Annotated in this window: 12 protein-coding genes and 1 pseudogene; 6 read left to right on the forward strand and 7 right to left on the reverse strand. The window is 72.0% G+C overall.

What is annotated here, in order from left to right; genetic code table 11:
• The gene (locus GVV04_RS31045; protein WP_161692569.1) at positions 1–4,311 is read left to right on the forward strand and encodes a DUF6603 domain-containing protein; all 4,311 of its coding nucleotides are present in this window, start codon (positions 1–3) and stop codon (positions 4,309–4,311) included.
• 11 nt (positions 4,312–4,322) lie between these two features.
• Positions 4,323–6,188, forward strand: a complete 1,866-nt coding sequence (locus GVV04_RS31050) for a hypothetical protein (RefSeq protein ID WP_161692570.1) — start codon at positions 4,323–4,325, stop codon at positions 6,186–6,188.
• Positions 6,189–6,287: 99 nt separating this feature from the next.
• On the opposite strand, the gene GVV04_RS31055 is transcribed toward GVV04_RS31050, so the two are convergent.
• Positions 6,288–7,100: a class I SAM-dependent methyltransferase gene (locus GVV04_RS31055; RefSeq protein WP_161692571.1), complete on the reverse strand. Its 813-nt coding sequence runs from the start codon at positions 7,098–7,100 to the stop codon at positions 6,288–6,290.
• A gap of 141 nt (positions 7,101–7,241) precedes the next feature.
• On the opposite strand from GVV04_RS31055, the gene GVV04_RS31060 reads away from it, so the two are divergent.
• Positions 7,242–8,189, forward strand: coding sequence for a calcium-binding protein (locus tag GVV04_RS31060; protein ID WP_161692572.1), 948 nt, complete (start codon positions 7,242–7,244; stop codon positions 8,187–8,189).
• 120 nt (positions 8,190–8,309) lie between these two features.
• Positions 8,310–11,426 carry an AfsR/SARP family transcriptional regulator gene (locus GVV04_RS31065; RefSeq protein ID WP_161692573.1) on the forward strand — a complete coding sequence of 1,039 codons (3,117 nt, stop codon included), beginning with the start codon at positions 8,310–8,312 and terminating at the stop codon, positions 11,424–11,426.
• A 47-nt stretch (positions 11,427–11,473) separates the two neighbouring features.
• Here GVV04_RS31065 and GVV04_RS31070 read toward each other — a convergent pair whose 3' ends face one another.
• On the reverse strand, positions 11,474–11,878 hold the full coding sequence (locus GVV04_RS31070; RefSeq protein WP_161692574.1) for a hypothetical protein: 405 nt from the start codon (positions 11,876–11,878) through the stop codon (positions 11,474–11,476).
• A gap of 233 nt (positions 11,879–12,111) precedes the next feature.
• Entirely contained in the window at positions 12,112–12,435 is a 324-nt protein-coding gene (locus GVV04_RS31075) for a helix-turn-helix domain-containing protein (RefSeq protein WP_161692575.1), read from the reverse strand.
• A 918-nt stretch (positions 12,436–13,353) separates the two neighbouring features.
• Between GVV04_RS31075 and GVV04_RS31080 the strand changes: the two genes are divergently transcribed.
• Positions 13,354–13,938, forward strand: a complete 585-nt coding sequence (locus GVV04_RS31080; RefSeq protein ID WP_161692576.1) for an NADPH-dependent FMN reductase — start codon at positions 13,354–13,356, stop codon at positions 13,936–13,938.
• A 19-nt stretch (positions 13,939–13,957) separates the two neighbouring features.
• On the opposite strand, the gene soxR is transcribed toward GVV04_RS31080, so the two are convergent.
• The 4 genes and pseudogenes from soxR to GVV04_RS33725 form a co-directional block, all read right to left on the reverse strand.
• Positions 13,958–14,446: a redox-sensitive transcriptional activator SoxR gene (gene soxR / locus GVV04_RS31085; RefSeq protein WP_161692577.1), complete on the reverse strand. Its 489-nt coding sequence runs from the start codon at positions 14,444–14,446 to the stop codon at positions 13,958–13,960.
• A gap of 42 nt (positions 14,447–14,488) precedes the next feature.
• A complete protein-coding gene (locus GVV04_RS33715) occupies positions 14,489–14,941 on the reverse strand; it encodes a nitroreductase family deazaflavin-dependent oxidoreductase (protein WP_328822671.1) in 453 nt (150 codons plus the stop codon).
• 51 nt (positions 14,942–14,992) lie between these two features.
• Positions 14,993–15,583, reverse strand: a pseudogene (locus GVV04_RS33720) (DsbA family oxidoreductase); the annotation flags it as partial.
• 33 nt (positions 15,584–15,616) lie between these two features.
• On the reverse strand, positions 15,617–16,081 hold the full coding sequence (locus tag GVV04_RS33725) for a DUF6069 family protein (RefSeq protein ID WP_161692579.1): 465 nt from the start codon (positions 16,079–16,081) through the stop codon (positions 15,617–15,619).
• A 283-nt stretch (positions 16,082–16,364) separates the two neighbouring features.
• On the opposite strand from GVV04_RS33725, the gene GVV04_RS31100 reads away from it, so the two are divergent.
• Positions 16,365–16,622, forward strand: a complete 258-nt coding sequence (locus tag GVV04_RS31100; RefSeq protein WP_161692580.1) for an SCO4848 family membrane protein — start codon at positions 16,365–16,367, stop codon at positions 16,620–16,622.
• The last annotated feature ends 540 nt before the right edge of the window (positions 16,623–17,162 follow it).

The raw sequence follows: 17,162 nt of genomic DNA on the forward strand, positions 1-17,162 counted from the left end.
ATGGACATCACCAGCCTTTCGCTGGCCGAGCTGAAGACCCGGCTCGAATCCCAGGTCGACCAGGGCAAGCTGGTCCTCGCGCCGGACCTGCTGGGTGATCCGACGCTGGCCGGCTTCCTGGCCGGCCTGCCCGGTGGGCGGGCCGTGCTCACCGGGCCCCGGTTCGACCTGGCGGACACGGCCTGGCCGCAGCGCCTGACCGTCACCGGCCAGGTCGGAACCGCCTGGCCGGTGAGCGCCTTCGCCGCCGACGCCTTCCAGGTCGGCCCGTTCGTGCTGACCGTCACCCGGGCTGCCGCCGACCGCCCGGCACAGGTCGGCGTCACCGTCGACGCCATCCTGCGGGTCGGCGCGCTGGCGCTGCCGGTCACCGGCTCGCTCACCCCGGACGGCTCGCTCGCCAGCACGCTCCGACCCGGCGACCACCCGCCGCAGGATCTCGCCGACCTGCTCACCCTGGTCAGCGGGTCGGTCGGCACCACCGGCCTGCCACCGGGCACCCCGTTCGCCACCGGCCTCGCGATCAACGGCCTCGAACTGCGCACCCGGCTCGGCGAGGCCCCGCTGACCTCGCTCGTGCTGACCCTGGACAGCACTCGCGACTGGCCGGTGGTCGCCGACCGGTTCGTGTTGCGGTCCATCGGGGTGTCCCTGATCGCCACCCACGCCGCCGTGCCGAACAGCTTCTCCCAGGTCGGGTACGGCGCATCGCTGCACGCCACCCTGCTCATCGGTCGCGAGTTCACGGTCACCCTGGGCTTCGGCTCCGGCGGCCCGTGGGAACTCGACATCGTCCCGGCCGACGGCGTGCTGCCGAGCCTGGCCGACCTCGCCGGGCTGATCGGCGGGCAGAGCCTGCAGGACTCGGTCCGCGCCGGCCTGGCCGCCGTCGGCCTCGGCGAGATCGGCATCGACGGGGTTCGGGTCGGCTTCGACCCGCACGCCGGGGCCCTGCGGCACATCGCGGTCGCCGGTCACCTCGTGCTGGCCGGGGTCCGGTTCGACCTGACCGCCCAGCTACCCGGATTCCAGTTCGGCGGGCACCTCGGCGACGGCGAGACGATCGAGCTCAAGCGGCTGTTCGAGCACTTCTTCGGCACCGCCGAGGGATTCCCGGACGTGGTGGTCACCGACCTCGGCCTCACCGCGTACCCGCAGGAGGGCTCGTACGAGCTGGAGCTGACCGTGGAGGACGACGAGTTCGTCCTCGGGCCGGTCGCCTTCCAGCAGCTCAGCGCCACTATCGCCAAGGACGCCAGCGGGTACACCGGGTCGATCAGGGCCGGCCTCACGCTCGGCGGCGCGCAACTGCTGATCGAGGCGAGTCGGCCGGACAGCGGTGGCGTCTGGGTCTTCACCGGCACCACCGGGCCGGGGCAGCAGCTTCGGGTGTCGGACCTGCACGCCGACCTGGGCACCACGTTCGACGCCTTCACCCTGCCCGCCGCCGTGCGGGATCTGCTGATCGACGAGCTGCTGATCCGCTTCGACACCCGGGGCAACTTCACCTTCACCTGTCACACCCGGTTCCCGGTCAGCGACACCGGCAGCCTCGACCTGACCCTGGTCATCGACGTGGCCACCCGGGACAGCGGTCCGTCGGAGATCCGGTCCCACGCCACGGTGGTGATCGGGGATCTGCACTTCGAGGTCGACTTCGCCCGCACCGAGGGCGCGCTGTCCCTGCTGGCCGCGTACAGCGCACAGCCGAAACGGACCGCCCAGAGGATCACCACCCTGCTCGCGCCGGTCCTCGACGCCTGCCCGGCCCTCGCCCCGCTGATACCGGAGAGCCTGGAGATCGAGCTGAAGGACGCGTTCGTCTTCCTGGACCAGGCCCGCCCGGCGACCGACGTCAGCCCCGCCCGGCCGGGCAGGATGCTGTTCGGCCTGGACCTCGGCGCGTCGCTCGACCTCGCGCAGCTGCCGCTGGTCGGCCGCGAACTGCCCGACGGCCAGCGGGCCGGAGTGGACGACCTTCAGATCATCGTCGCCGCCACGGCGTTCACCGCCGCCGACGTGGCGGCGGTAAACGCCCTGCTACCGGCCGGGATCACCCGGCTGCCCGCCACCGCCGGCGACGGGTCGGCCCTGCCCGCCGGGATCACCGTCGGCGCGAAGCTCAGCCTCGGCGGCGACCCGTACCCACTCGCCCTGCCGGTGTCCCCGGCGTCGGGCGGCAACCCGCCGGCCGCCCCGCCCGCACCGGTCGGCGGCCAGCCCGTGGTCACCGTCGGCAACACGCAGTGGCTCACCCTGCAGCGCACCTTCGGGCCGCTGCACCTCAACCGGGTGGGTTTCCAGTACGAACGCCAGAAGCTCTGGTTCCTGCTCGACGCGAGCATCTCCGTGGGCGGCCTGACCTTCGCCCTGGACGGGTTGGCGGTCGGCTCGCCGCTGAACGACTTCGCGCCCGAGTTCGACCTGCACGGGATCGGGCTGGACTACCGCAACGGCCCGCTCGCGGTCAGCGCCGGCCTGCTCCGCGTCCCGCTCACCGGCGCCGACGGCCAGCCGTACGACGAGTACGAGGGCTCGGCCCTGCTGACCATTCGCGAGCTGACCGTCTCCGCGCTCGGCGCGTACGCCCATGTCGGCGGATACCCCTCGCTGTTCGTGTACGCCTTCCTGGACTACCCGATCGGCGGTCCGGCCTTCTTCTACGTCACCGGAATCGCCGCCGGGTTCGGCTACAACCGCCGGCTACGCGTCCCGGCGATCGACCAGATCGCCCAGTTCCCGCTGGTCAGCAAGGTGATGTCGGGCAGCTCCACGCCGGCTGCGGACCCGATGACCGAGTTGAGCACCCTGCGTCCGTACCTCACCCCGTCCGAGGGCGACCAGTTCCTCGCGGTCGGGATCAGGTTCACCTCGTTCAAGCAGATCGACTCGTTCGCGCTGCTGACCCTCATGTTCGGTCAGCGCTTCGAGATCGACATCCTCGGCCTGTCGACCATGAAGGTGCCGGCCGCGCCGGACGTGCCGCCGATCGCCGAGATCCAGATGGCGGTCAAGGCCAGCTTCATCCCGGACGAGGGCTTTCTCGGGGTGTCCGCACAGCTCACCTCGGCCTCGTACCTGTTCTCCCGCGACTGCCATCTCAGCGGCGGCTTCGCCTTCTACAGCTGGTTCAGCGGCACGCACGGCGGCGACTTCGTGGTGACCGTCGGCGGCTACCGCCCCGGCTTCGTCCCACCGGCCCACTATCCGGTGGTTCCCCGGCTGGGCTTCAACTGGCAGATCGACAGCGAGATGTCGGTCAAGGGGGACGCCTACTTCGCGCTCACCCCGTCGGTGCTGATGGCCGGCGGGCACCTGACGGCCACCTGGAACAGCGGCGACCTCAGCGCGTGGTTCACCGCCGGGGTCGACTTCCTGATCGGCTGGCAGCCGTACCACTACGAGGCGAGCCTGTACGTCGGCATCGGGGTGCGGTACACGTACCACTTCTTCGGCACCCACACCCTCTCCGTCGACGTCGGCGCCGACCTCTCCATCTGGGGGCCGGAGTTCTCCGGGCGGGCCCGGGTGCACCTGTCCATCGTCAGCTTCGAGGTCTCGTTCGGTGCCGGTGCCAAGCAACGCCCGGCGCCGATCGACTGGCCGGCGTTCCAGGCCGCGTTCCTGCCCGCCGATTCCGCCGAGCAGACGATCTGCACCCTCGCCGTGCGGGACGGGCTGGTCCGCGCCGGGGACGGAGACGTCGACTGGGTGCTCAGCCCGCGCAGTTTCACCCTGGTCACCGATTCCGTGGTGCCGGCCAAGACGTACGACGTCGGGGCCGGCCGGATCGACGGCGCCCCACCGGCCGCCACCTTCGGGATCGCGCCGATGGACGTACCCGCGACCCAGTTCGGCTCGGCCCACGCCGTCACCATCACCCGGGACGGCATCGACGTGACGAACCTGTTCGCCTTCGACCCCGTACCGAAGCGGGTTCCCCGCGCGCTGTGGGGCGAGTCGGTCGAGGCCCGGACCGGCGCCGACCCGCTCATCGCGGGCAGCCTCGCCGGCTTCGCGATCGCGCCGATCGCCCCGGTGCTACCCGCCGTGGACCCGCCGCAGAGCATCCCGGACAGCCAGGCCGGGTACAGCACGGAACAGATCGACCAAGCCTTCGACTGGGTGGACGAAAGGGTGTTCCGACCCGCCTCGGAACAGGGCCGGGACGCCGTCGACCGGGCGCTCGGCACCACCGGACGCGACACCCTGCTGGCCGCCCTCGGCATCGACGAGCAGATCACCGTCGACGGCCGTACCGCCGCCGCGTTCCTCGTCGCGCCGCTGGTCGGCAATCTGATCGGGCAGTGAAGGGAAACGGCATGACCAACGAGACCCGCTTCGTCTCCACCCACCGGCCCGCGCCGCAACTGCGCGACGGCACCTACACCGTGACGGTCCGGCAGGACCTGACCATCCGTGGCCAGGCCAAGAGGTTGCGGGCCGTCAGCAAGCGGTTCGTCGTCGCGGGCGACCACCGGGCCCTGGCCCCGGAGGACGTGGTGTCGGTCTTCCCGCCGGAGGGCAGCGTGGGCGACCACGCGAACGTGCTGCCGCACGCGCTGCTGGGCCGGGGCACGCTGCCCTGGGAACAGACCGGCGGCGACGACACCTCCGACCTGCCCTGGCTGACGCTGCTGCTCTTCGACGAGGACGACCAGGTCGACACGGCGGTGCTCACCCTGGCCGAGATCGCCGCGCTGCCCGAGTTCGGCGACGAACCGCGAATGGTCGGGCAGCGCGACGACGACCGGGCGGTGGTGCTCGGCGTGCCGCGCGACCGGCTGGCGGAACTGATCCCGACCGCCGCCGAGCTGTCCCTGCTCACCCACGTGCGGCAGAAGGTGGTGGCCGGCCGCGCCGACGGTGCCGAGTTGTCGGCGGTGCTGAGCGCCCGGTTGCCGAGGGCGGGCCGGACCAGCACCGCGCATCTCGTATCGGTGGCCGGCCGCTACCGCGACGGCGCGTTCGACCTCGGCACCGGCGACGTGGTCCACCTGATCTCCCTGAAGAGCTGGCGGTTCGCCTGCGTCCAGGACGGTCCCGGCTTCACCGGCATCGCCGGGTCGCTGGACCGCACCCCGGCCACGGTGAGCCTGCCCGTCCTCGGGCGGCCCTCCGTCGACCCGTACCTGACCCGAGGATTCGTCCCGCTCCCGCACCGCCTGCGCCAGGCCGACCGCACCGTCTCCTGGTACCACGGGCCGCTCAGCCCACAGCGTTCCGCCGACCCCGGCCCGACCGACCTGCTGCCGGTCCGGGCCGCCGACGCGCTGCTGCGGGTCGACCCGGACAACGGCATGATCGACGTCTCGTACGCCTCGGCGTGGCAGCTCGGACGGCTGCTCGCGCTGCGCAGCAAGCGATTCTCGACCGCGTACGGGAACTGGCGGCAGGCCCGGCGGCGGGCGAACCACGCCCACGGGCAGGTCACCCCGGTGCCCGTGCTGCGCGCCGTCGGCGCCGCCGACCCGGCCCCGCCCGAGGTCGTCGACACCTGGCTCGCCGGCCTCAACCGCCTCACCGACGTGCCGTTCAACTATCTGGTGCCCGATGAGCGGATGCTGCCGGCGGAGTCGCTGCGATTCTTCCACCTCGACCCGTGGTGGATCAGGTGCCTGCTCGACGGCGCGCTCAGCCTCGGCCGGGTCACCGAGGGGGACGTCGCCTACGACCGGGAACACCTCGCCGACCTGGGCGCTCAGCGCTATCCGGTGGTCAGCGGCTTCCTGATCCGCTCCGCGCTGGTCTCCGGCTTTCCCGGCCTGCTGATCGACGGGTACGACGTGCCGGTGCCGGAGAACGGCGACCTGACCGACCTGACCCCGATGACCGCGTTGCCCGCCCAGCGGTTGAGCGAGAACGTGCTGCTCTGCCTGTTCGCGGGGGACGCCAGCACGCTGCACCTGCACCTGCGGCCGGAGACCCTGCACTTCGGCGTCGACCACGACCCGCACGCCCCGACCGGCTGGCGCAAGCTGCTGCGCGACGACGCGGGCAAGCTGAAGAAGGGACGTGGTGTCCCGGTGCGGTGGCGCCGGATCACCCGCGCCGGGACCGCCCGGTCAATCGAGCAGGTCGTGGACGTGGCGGCGCTGGCCGGCGACATCGGTAGCCCGATGACCCCGGCCCGGTTCGCCAGGGAGATGATCGAGGGCGTGCCGAGCGTACTGTTCCGCCGCTCCTGATTGGCCTGGCTCCACGGCGTGGCCTGCTGACGGCGGCGGCGGTAGCCGGCGGGGCGCCCGCCACTGCGGTCGTCGGTTCTTTCGCCCGCCGGCCGGCGTTCAGGGCCGGGCCAGCAGCTCGCCGTGCAGGATCGAGAGCCAGCCGTCCGGCTCGGCGGCCCAGGCCCGCCAGCCGGCCGCGATCCGCGCCAGCGCCTCCGGGGCGACTCCCTCGGCGAGGGCCTGGTGCCCCAGCGCCGAGTCGACCACCCGCTCCGCCCACAGGTCACCCCACCAGGCCCGGTCCTGCGGGGTTGCGAAACACCACGTGCTCGACGTCGCCGTGACGTCGGTCAGCCCGGCGGCGTGGGCCCAGGAGAGCAGCCGCCGCCCGGCGTCCGGCTCGCCACCGTTGGCCCGGGCCAGCCGTTGGTAGAGCGCCAGCCACTCGTCGAGTTCGGGTCGGCGCGGATGCCAGGTGAACGCCCCGTAGTCGCTGTCGCGTACCGCGATGTGCCCGCCCGGTCGGCAGACCCGGCGCAGTTCGCGCAGCGCCCGGACCGGATCAGCGACGTGCTGCAGCACCTGGTGGGCGTGCACGATGTCGAAGGAGTCGTCCGGGAAGGGGAGCGCGTGCACGTCGCCGACCGCGAAGTCGACGTTTCCCTGCCGCCGTGCCCCGATCTCGGCCCGGGCCAGCTCCAGCGCCCCGGTGGTGATCTCGACGGCGGTGACCCGCCCGGTCCCGTCCGGGGCGGCCACCAGGGCCGCCAGGTCGGCGGTGATGGTGCCCGGCCCGCAGCCGACATCCAGCACGGTCAGCCCGCGCCGCAGGACCGGCAGGAGATGGCCCGCCGAGTTGGCGGCGGTGCGCCAACGGTGCGAGCGCAGCACCGACTCGTGGTGTCCGTGGGTGTAGACGGCGGATTCCATGTCCCACACTTTAGTAGCAGTTTCCTGACAGGTGGAAGATGCTCTCGGCTCGGCATCGCCGCCGCCGGACCGGCCGTGGACCGCAACCGGATCACAACCGCCGGCTGGTTCACTCCGCGACACCGGCGGCGGATCGCCGGGGTGAGAGAGCTGGAGGCTGAATTGTCCGAGAAGCTACGCAGGGTCGCGCTCGGTGCCGGCATGTCACTGACGGTGGGCGTGGCACACCTGCTCTGGGCCGTCGCCCCGGCCCACGCCTCGGGCGGCACGGTGCAGGTGAGCGGATCGACGGTGTCCTACGTCGCCCCGGCGGGTGTCGCCAACGACGTGACGGTGGAGTCGGTCAACGACGGTGTCGCGGTCACCGACACCGGGTCGCCGGTGCTGCCGGGCGCCGGCTGCGTGTCGGTCACCAGCAACCGGGTGACCTGCCAGGTGACCGGGGCGGTGACCGTCGCGATCTGGGCCGGGGACCTGGCCGACGAGGTGCACGTCACGGCCGCCGTGATGTTCGCCAAGATCAACCTGGGGGCCGGCGACGACCTGGTCGACCTACAGGGGGTACGCGGCACGGCGGTCTACGGCATGGACGGCGACGACGTCGTGTACGGCAGCGAAGCCGGCGACACCATCGACGGCGGCAGTGGCGACGACCGGCTCTACGGCCTCGGCAACGCCGACATCCTGCTCGGCGGAGCGGGGGCCGACCTGATGTCCGGTGGCACCGGCACCGACACCGTCACCTACGCCGACCACGCGATGTCGGTCAGCGCCGACGCGGACGGTGTGGCCGGGGACGACGGTGCGGCGCTGGAGGGTGACACCATCCGCGCCGACGTCGAGAAGATCGTCGGCGGCGGCGGTGCCGACCTGCTCGTCGGCACCAGCGGGCCGGACGTCCTGGCCGGTGGTGCCGGGGACGACACGCTCGTCGGCGGCGGTGGGGACGACCTCATCCTCGGTGAGGCCGGGGCCGACACGGTCTTCGGTGACCAATCACCCCGCGTGCTCGGCGGCCCGGTCGGGCGGGACGTCTGCGAACTCGGTCCGGATGGCGGCGCCGCCTCCGGCTGCGAGGTCGTCCGCTGACCGGAGGAGCGGCCCCCAGCTGACCGGCCGGCGCCGCGGGCGACGTCGGACGGATTCCGGACGGCCGCTTTGCGTGCGGCGCCCCGTCGTGCTCTCCTCCTCCCCGGGGGAGGGGGCACGATGGCCGCAGAGGTTGGGCCGACGGTGGTGGCAGAGGTCCGGTTGCTCGGGCCGCTGGAGGTGACCACGGGTGCCGGTGGCCGGGTCGGGCTGGGTGGGCCCCGGCAGCGGACCCTGCTCGGGCTGCTGGCCCTGCGTGCCCCGGACGTCGTCTCCCGGGCCCAGTTGATCGACGGCATCTGGGGCGAGGCGCCGCCCGCCTCGGCGACCAAGACGCTGCACGCCCACGTGGCCTACCTGCGCCGGGCGCTGACCGGTGCCGGTCTGCCCGAGCTGATCACCACCCGACCACCCGGGTACGCCCTGGCCGCCGGCGAGACCGACGCGCGGCGCTTCGAGGCACTGGCCCGACGGGGCAACCGGGCCCTGCGCTCCGGTGCGGTCGCCGAGGCGGCCGAACTGCTCCGGGCCGGCCTGCGATTGTGGCGGGGTGACGTCCTGGCCGACTGCCCGATCGGCGAGTGGGCGCGGGCCGAGGCGGCCACCCTGCACGAGGCCCGGTGGAACGCCATGGAGGATCTCTGTGCCGCCGAGCTGGCGCTCGGCGAGCACGCCCGGGTCGCCGCCGAGCTGGAGAACCTGGTCGCCCGGGAACCCCTGCGGGAAAGGCTCTGGGAACTGTTGATGACCGCGCTGCACCTGGCCGGTCGACGGGCCGACGCGCTGGCCGCGTACCGGCGGGCCCGGGGTGTCCTGGTGGCGCAGCTCGGCATCGAGCCGGGCCGGCGGCTACGGGAGGTGGAGGCCGCCGTCCTGGCCGGGGAGAGCGTCGTGCCCGTAGGGCCGGCCTCCGACCGACTGGCCTCCGACCGACTGGCCCCCGACAGACTGGCGGCCGGCGGCGGCGGCGGTGCGGGCCGGGCGGCGGCGGATCCGGCGCCGAGCGAATCCGCCCCGTCAGGCTGGCCGACCGTCGCCGGCCCGCCGCTGCCGGCACCGCTGACCCGACTGATCGGCCGCCGGGCCGAGGTGGCCGAGATCGGCGCGCTCCTCGTCGACCACCGGCTGGTCACCCTCACCGGTATCGGGGGGTGCGGCAAGACCCGGTTGGCCCTCGCGGTCGCGACGGAACTCGGCGCCGGGGACGACCCGACGGCCCGGTTCGTGGAACTCGCCGGGCTCGTCGACCCGGACCGGCTGGTGGGCGCCGTGGGCACCGCCCTCGGCCTGCCGGACCAGGGCGACCCGGCGCCCGTCGACGCGATGGCGCGGCAGCTACGCCGGGCCCGGCTGCTGCTGGTGCTCGACAACTGTGAGCACCTCGCTACCGCCTGCGCGGCGCTGGTCGGCACCCTGCTGAGCCGCTGCCCGCAGTTGCGGGTGCTGGCGACCAGCCGGGAGACCCTCGGCCTGCCGGGGGAGCGGGCGTTCCCGGTGGCTCCGCTGGCGGTACCGACCGGCCCGTTCACCGGCGACCTCGCCGAGGCCCGTCGCTACGACGCGGTCCGGCTCTTTCTCGACCGGGCGGCCGTGCCGGTCGTGCGCGACCTGCGGGACTCCGACGCCGCCGCGCTGGTGGCGATCTGCGCGGGGCTCGACGGGCTGCCACTGGCGATCGAGCTGGCCGCCACCCGCACGTCGGTGCTCACCCCCCGGGAGATCGCCGACCGGCTGCGTGAACCCGGGCTGCTCCGCACCGGCCCGGGTGGTGCCGGCCGGCCGTCCGCCCTCGACGCCGCCATGGCCTGGAGCTACCACCTGCTCAGCCCGGCCCGGCAACGGTGGTTCCGCCGGCTCGCGGTGTTCCGGGGCGGCGGCACCCTCGACGCGATCGAGGCGGTGGCGCCCGGGACGGCCGAGGAGGCCATCGACGTGCTCGGTGACCTGGTCGCCAGGTCCCTGGTGGTGACCGACCGGCGCCGGGACCGGGCCCGCTACCGGCTGCTGGAGACGATCCGGCACTACGCCGCCGAGCGGCTCGCCGAATCCGTCGTGGAGTCCGCCGAGGCGTACCGGTGCCACGCCGTGCACTACCGGCGGCTGGCCGAGGATGTCGACCGGCAACTGCACGGCCCGGAACTGGAGGCGCTGCTGGACCGGCTCGCGGTGGAGCACGACAACCTGGTCGCCGCGCAGGAGTGGCACCGGCGGCACGGCTCCCGCTCCGAACAGCTCCGGCTCGCCGCCGGCCTGGGGCGGTACTGCCATCTGCGCGGCCGGTACCGGGAGGGCCGGCGGTGGCTCGCCGACGCGCTCACCGGCACCGCCGACGCGCCCGCGCCCGAGCTGGCCAGGGCCTGCCTCTCCGCGGCGTACCTGGCCCTCTTCGAATGCGACTACGTCGCCGCCACCGGGCACGGTGAGCGGGCGCTGGAGGTGCACCGGCAGCTCGCCGACGACGGCGGGTCCGCCCGGGCGTTGAGCCTGCTCGGCTCGGTCGACCGGGAACAGGGCCGGCTGGACCGGTCGCTGGCCCGGTACGCCGAGGCGCTGACCGTCCACCGGGCCGCCGACAACCGGCGTGGGATCGCGGACACGTTGCTGATGACCGGCTTCACCGCCTGGCTCGGCGCCGACCTGGACCGGGCCGAACCGCTCGTCGAGGCGGCCCTGGCGGAGTTCCACCAGCTCGCTGATCCCGAGGGGATCGCGTCCGCCCGGGTCCACCTGGCCGCCGTGGCGTACCACCGGGGACAGGACGCCCGCGCCCGCTGGCTGGCCGAGGACGCGTTGTGCCGGTTCCGGGAGTTCGACTTCCAGGAGGGCATCGCCTGGGCACTGAACATCGTGGGCCTGGTCGAGGCCCGCGACGGCGACCGGCGACGGGCGGCCGAACTGCTCCGGGGCAGCCTGGAGCTGCACTGTGCGGTCGGTGACCGGTGGCGCGGCGCCAGCCTGCTGGAGTCGCTCGCCGCCGTCCTCGCCGCCGACGACCGGCATCCGGCGGCGGTCGAATTGCTCGGCGCGGCCGGCGCCATCCGCGCCGCGATCGGGGCGCCGGTGCCGGCGCAGGAACACGCCACACACGCGGCCACCGTCGACCGGGTCCACCTGGCGCTGACCGAGCGGGCCTTCTACGCCGCCTGGGCGCGCGGCGAGTCGTACCGGCTGGAGGAGCTGCCGCCCCGCCTCCGCGAGCTGGTGCCCACCGGGCGGCGACCCGTGCCCAGTGGCTGACGGGCCGGGCCCCGGCGGCTGGCCGGGGCCCGGTCGGGCGTGCTCGGTCAGTTGCTGACCCAGGAGAGGTAGACGTCGCCGTCGCAGGTGTAGGAACCGACGTTCTTGACCGTCCAGTAGATCTCGAGCTCGCGGGTGTTGTCGGCGTTCCAGTTCTGCTTGCGCCACTGCCGGGTGACCTCAAGCTGGCAGCTCTGCGTCACGGTGGTGGCGACCGGCCGGACGTCCACGTTGTAGTACCGGGAGGTGGGCGTGTTGTTCCACCCTCCGGAGGTGCTCGAACCCGGCGCCAGCGCGGTCACGTCGGCGATCTTGTAGGCACCCGCGGAGCCGACCTCGGCGTCGGCGCCGGCGACGGCGGGTGCTGGACCCGCCGCCGCGCCGAGCGCCGCCACCGCTGCGGCGGCCCCCAGCATCGCCCCGATCCGGCGGGCCTTCGTGGTCTTCAACATGTCGTTCTCCTTCTCACCGGTCCCGGGAACTTCCCGTCGGGGACTGGCCCATTTCTAGGCACCGGCGGCTGTGAACCGGTTGTGATCGGGTTGCGGTCGTCCGGTCGCCTGCCCGGTCGGCTCGCGGTGAAGCGGTAGTGGGCTACGACGGGTTCGTTTCTGACGGCCCACCGGCTCGGTCGCCGACTCACCGACCAGCGGTACGCCGACGACCTCACGCGAGGGTGAAGCGTTCAGTCGTGTTGCCGTGGCCCCCGACGCTGTTGGTTCTCGTTCTGCCGCAGGGCTTCCTCAAGTTGATCTTCGAGGATGATGATCCGGCAGGCGGCCTCCAGGGCGGTGCCCTGGTCGACCATCTCCCGGGCCCGGGCGGCCAGGCGCAGTTGATAGCGGGAGTACCGGCGGTGCCCGCCGCCGGAGCGGTGCGGGTCGATCAGTTTTGCCTCGTCCAAGCGGCGCAGGAAGTCCTGCGAGGTGCCGAGCATCTCCGCGGCCCGACCAATGGTGTAGGCGGGATAGTCCTCGTCGCCGAACATGTCATCGGGGTTCTGCCCCATGTCACCTCCACGTCGAGGGCCCCGGCGCGCAAGCGCCGGGGCCCAGGGTTACGGGTCAGAACACCATCTGCCGACATGACCGTCGGCTCGTCGTATCCGCACCAGCCGCAAGCGAGGGCTTTGGGTGCGAGGATCGCATAAGCGTGACCGGAGACCACCTCTCTTCGATGGAAACTGCGGTGTCCGCCCGGCCTGGATTGACGGCCGGCGGCGGGCGATCCAACGGCGTTTGGCCCTCCCTCTCCTCTGTTTCCTCTTCCCTTGCTGACGTACGGTCCGCCGGTGTCAGGGGCCCACGCGACTTCATGGCCCCGTACACGTGCGGCGAACCTCAGCTGGAGCCCTCAAGACTGCCTGGCCCCACCTGCGGCGCCCCGTCGCACAGTCACGTCAGGGCTGGCGTGCTTCTACTGCCGTTCGCCGAGGAACGGTGAAACCGCTCCCGTTCCTCGCCGCCCGTCGTGGCCTCACGGCCGGGCGGTCCGTCTGCGTCTTTAGTGGTTCTCTGCTCTCGACGGGAGTAAGAGTATTCCGCCCCACCGAGGATGTCTAGCTGATTCGGCATAGATTTTCTGTCTGACTGTCGGCAGGCTCGGCGGCCGGAGGGGCGCCAGGGCGGAACATGGCGCTACGGGTCTCGGCGAGAAATCCTCGACTGATTCCAGAAATCGGACCCCTGTCGTGGCCACGGCCTCGGACTTCGAGTGGATGCTGCGTGGGGCTGCCTTCGCGTGACGCCGCCTCCGCTGTCCGTCGGACGACCGCTGGCCCCCCGGCGGGGTGCCGGACGTCAGCGGCGGAACGCTCCCCAGGTAAGGGCGAGATGCCTTGACCGCAAGTTAGGTAGAGGTCATAGCGTCGATGTTGCCGCCGGTGCTCCACACCACGGCTGGCTGCATCGACGCTGAGAGGACAGTCATGTCGACCGAACCGATCCGCCTCGCCCTGATCATCGGCAGCACCAGGGAGGGGCGGTTCGGCCCGACCGTCGCCCGGTGGTTCCTCAACCAGGCGAAGCAACGGGACGATTTCGAGGTCGACGTTGTCGACCTTGCCGAGCATGAACTGCCCACCGTGATCACCGCCCAGCCGACCCCCGAGGGGGCGCAGGCCCTGGGCGAGGTGATGCCCCGCATCAAGGCCGCGGACGCCTTCGTGATCGTCACGCCGGAGTACAACCACAGCTTCCCGGCGTCGCTGAAGAACGCCATCGACTGGCACTCCACCCAGTGGCACGCAAAGCCGGTGGGCTTCGTCTCGTACGGCGGGCTCTCCGGCGGCCTGCGGGCCGTCGAAGCCCTTCGCCTGGTCTTGGCCGAGCTACACGCGGCCACCGTTCGGGCGACGGTCAGCTTCCACGACGCGTGGAAGCAGTTCGGCCCGGACGGTGAACCGATCGATCCCGAGGGCTGCAACACGTCCGCCAAGTACCTGCTCGACCAGCTCGGCTGGTGGGCCACGATCCTGCGCGAGGGGCGTGAGCGTCGACCGTACGTTTCGTGATCCGGCGGGCGGGAGCCGGTCAGCCGGCGGGGGCGTCGTCCCGTCCGGTGCCGACCGCCTCGATCAGGCGTCGCGGGCCCGGCCCGTCTGCCCCGAGCCGGTCCATCGGATTGATCATCGGACAGCGGTCCAGCGATATGCACCCGCAGCCGACGCAGTCCGCGAAGTCGTCGCGTAGCTGTTGCAGCTGGCGCAGCCGGGCGTCGAGGTCCGACTGCCAGCACTCGGTCATCCGCTTCCAGTCCTGCCGGTTGGGGGTGCGGCCGTCAGGCAGCAACGCCAGCACCTCCGCGACCTTCGCCAGCGGCACTCCGACACGCTGCGCGATGCGGACCAGCGCGACCCGGCGCAGGGCGTCGCGGGGGTAGCGCCGCTGGTTCCCGGTGGTACGCCGGCTGCTGATCAGGCCCTGACGCTCGTAGAAGTGCAGGGCCGAGACGCTCACCCCGCTGCGGGAGGCGAGCTGCCCGACGGTGAGTTCGGAGTGGTCGAGGCGGTGGTCGGTCATCGTGGCGCTCCCTACCGTCGGGACCAGCCTCCGGGCCGTAGGTCAGCCCCCGGAGGACTCCAGGACGACCACCGGGATGTCCCGGGTGGTCTCGGTGGCATACTCGTCGTACTTGGGGAAGATCTTCGCCATCAGCTCCCACAGGCGTGGTCGCTCCTCGGCGGTGGCCAGCCGGCCCGTGGCGACGAACTTGTCCGCGCGCACCTGGACGTGGACCTCCGGGTCCGCCGTGAGGTTCAGGTACCAGTTCGGGTTCTTCGGCGAGGCGCCGTTGGAGGCGATCAGAACGACCCGGTCGCCGTCTCGGCCGTAGATCAGCGGCGTGCGGATCTGCCGGCCTGTGCGCCGCCCTCGCGTGGTCAGCAGCAGCGTCGGGAAGCCGTAGTAGTCGTGCCCGTCGGCCCCGTCGGTGGCCAGGTAACGCTGCACGTGGTTCTGCACGTCGGGCAGGGGACTGTTGCGTATCCCGTCCGCGTCCGGCTCGTTCGACGGGATCACCGATCCGGCCCGGCTCGCGGCCGTCAGCGCCCCGAACAACGACTCCTCCGGCTGTTCGCCGAGCATCGGCGGGGCGCCCTCGATCCGGAAGAGCGGCACACTGGTGATCCCGGCCTCCCGCACGAGACGCAGTGCGGCGCGAACCTCCTCGGTGCCGGAGTCTTCGGTGCCGGAGTCTTCTGCGGTGACGCCGACCTCGGCGGCCAGGCGGGCCAGCGTCCCGGCGTCGCCGATGTTGAGCCCGTCGGTGAAGTGCGCGCGGAACAGCCGCTCCACCATCGCCTCCCCCCGGCCCTGGTGGGCGGCCTGGGCGACGAGCCGGTGCGCCCCGAACGTCCCGGTGGCGATGGCCCGGTCGTAGTGGAGTTCCAGGCCGTCCTTCGTCGCCTCGGTGACGAGGTAACCCAACTGCTGCACCGTCTTCTCGCCGAAGGTCTGGGTGAGCGCCTCGATCAGCGGCATCCCCTCGGTGGGCGCGCCGGGCGCCAGCTCGAAGGGAGCGAAGCGGATCTCCACCTCGCCCCCGCCGGCCCGGAACCGCTCGGCGGCGCGGGCCAGCCGGGTGTATCCGATGTACGAGTGCACGCAGATGAGGTCCAACACCATGTCCACCTGGATCCTGGCATTCCCGATAGTCATGTGCTCAGTCTCCAACCTCAACAGCGGTAGAGGTCAATCCGGACGGCCGAGCCGGGCCGCCCGCGGCAACGCCGGAATCAGCACCGCCGCGACCGCGACGTGTAGCAGGGCCAGCGTGAGCTGGTTGGTGGTGCTGAAGCCGGGCATCTGCCAGGGCAGGGTCACGAGGAAGACGATGCTCGCGACGACGGTCCAGATGAGGGCGCCCCGACGCTTGGTGATCTTTTCCAACACCGCGAGCGAGGCCCAGCCGGCAAGGCCGGCGAAGAGCGACGCGAAGATCACCGCCCCGAGGGGCAGGTCGATCTTCTCGTCCGAACCGTACTGCTTTGGCACCGACACGTCGGCGCCGAGGATCGGCACTGCGACGACCCAGACCAGGGCCGCCGCCAACACGCCCGCCAGGACGACGAGGGAGCGGTTGCGGATTCGCCTGCCGCGCTGGGGTGGGGGACCCGACTCATCGTGGGCGATCGGCCCCTGGCGCTGATCGGTCATGACTGTCTCCAACGAGTGAAGAGATCGACGTTGTCCGTCGAGCCTGCAACCTCAACTGCGATTGAGGTCAATATTTCGTGTGGCGAGCGAGTGGGCGGATCGAGAACGGAAGGGACTGCTACGCAGCTCATGCGGGCCGGAACCGCGACCGGGCAACCGCCCGGTGGTTGCCCGGTCTGCGGGCCGGCGCCGGCACCCAGGGGACCTGACCTGCGGCGCGGCGCATCCCAGCACCGCCGAGGCCTGCGCTGATCGCCAGGTCGCGCTGGCATACTCGCCAGCCATGGTGCTGTCACGTGGCTGGGCCCTCTTCCTTGTCGGGGTCGGCGTCTGGACCTGGGCGATCTGGCCCCGGTTCGGCGTCGCCATCTGGAACGACCCGCGCTCCTGGGCGGGCGGGACGGTGGGCGAGGGGACACCGACCAACTTCCTGTGGGTGCACGCGTTGTTGATCGCGGCGTCACTGGCGGTCGGCACCACCGTGGGCGTCCTGGGCGTCCGGGGCTGGCGAGCCGCCCGTCGCCGGACAGACCGCCCGTGAGCTGCCCGTATTCTCGATTGCAGATGGTGTGACGCGGGCCGCTGACCCCGGATTTGACGATCAAACCCCAGACGCGTAACTTTCTCTCTGTCAGCGCGGAACGGACGAAACAGGGCGAAAGACCTGGAGGCCGGAGCGCAGGACAGGCAACCGGTACTGAGGGGTCACGGTCCCTCGGATCCGGCCGGGCGGGGCCACCAAGTTCGCCGCGAGGCGGATTTGGAGCGGCGGAACCGACCGGGTAAGGTTTACGACCGGCAGGGAACCGGGCGAGATCGTGGGAGACCGCGACGGCCGGCCTGCCAAATCCGATGATCACGACAGTGGTTCGCCGCTGCATGCGAACATCGGGGCGATACCCGTACGAAGCACGACAGACCGGGATACACGGTTTGACACGGCCGAGACGGTGAGGTAACGTAGTAAAAGTGCCCGGCGCGAGAGCGGCGGGTGCGGGACGAACGAAATGCCCCGGATGGGGCCCTCCTGGTGGGGGTGCTCGGATGGTGTGTGGTTGTTCTTTGAGAACTCAACAGGGTG

This window comes from Micromonospora rubida (assembly GCF_009908295.1).
Classification (GTDB): Bacteria; Actinomycetota; Actinomycetes; order Mycobacteriales; family Micromonosporaceae; genus Micromonospora; species Micromonospora rubida.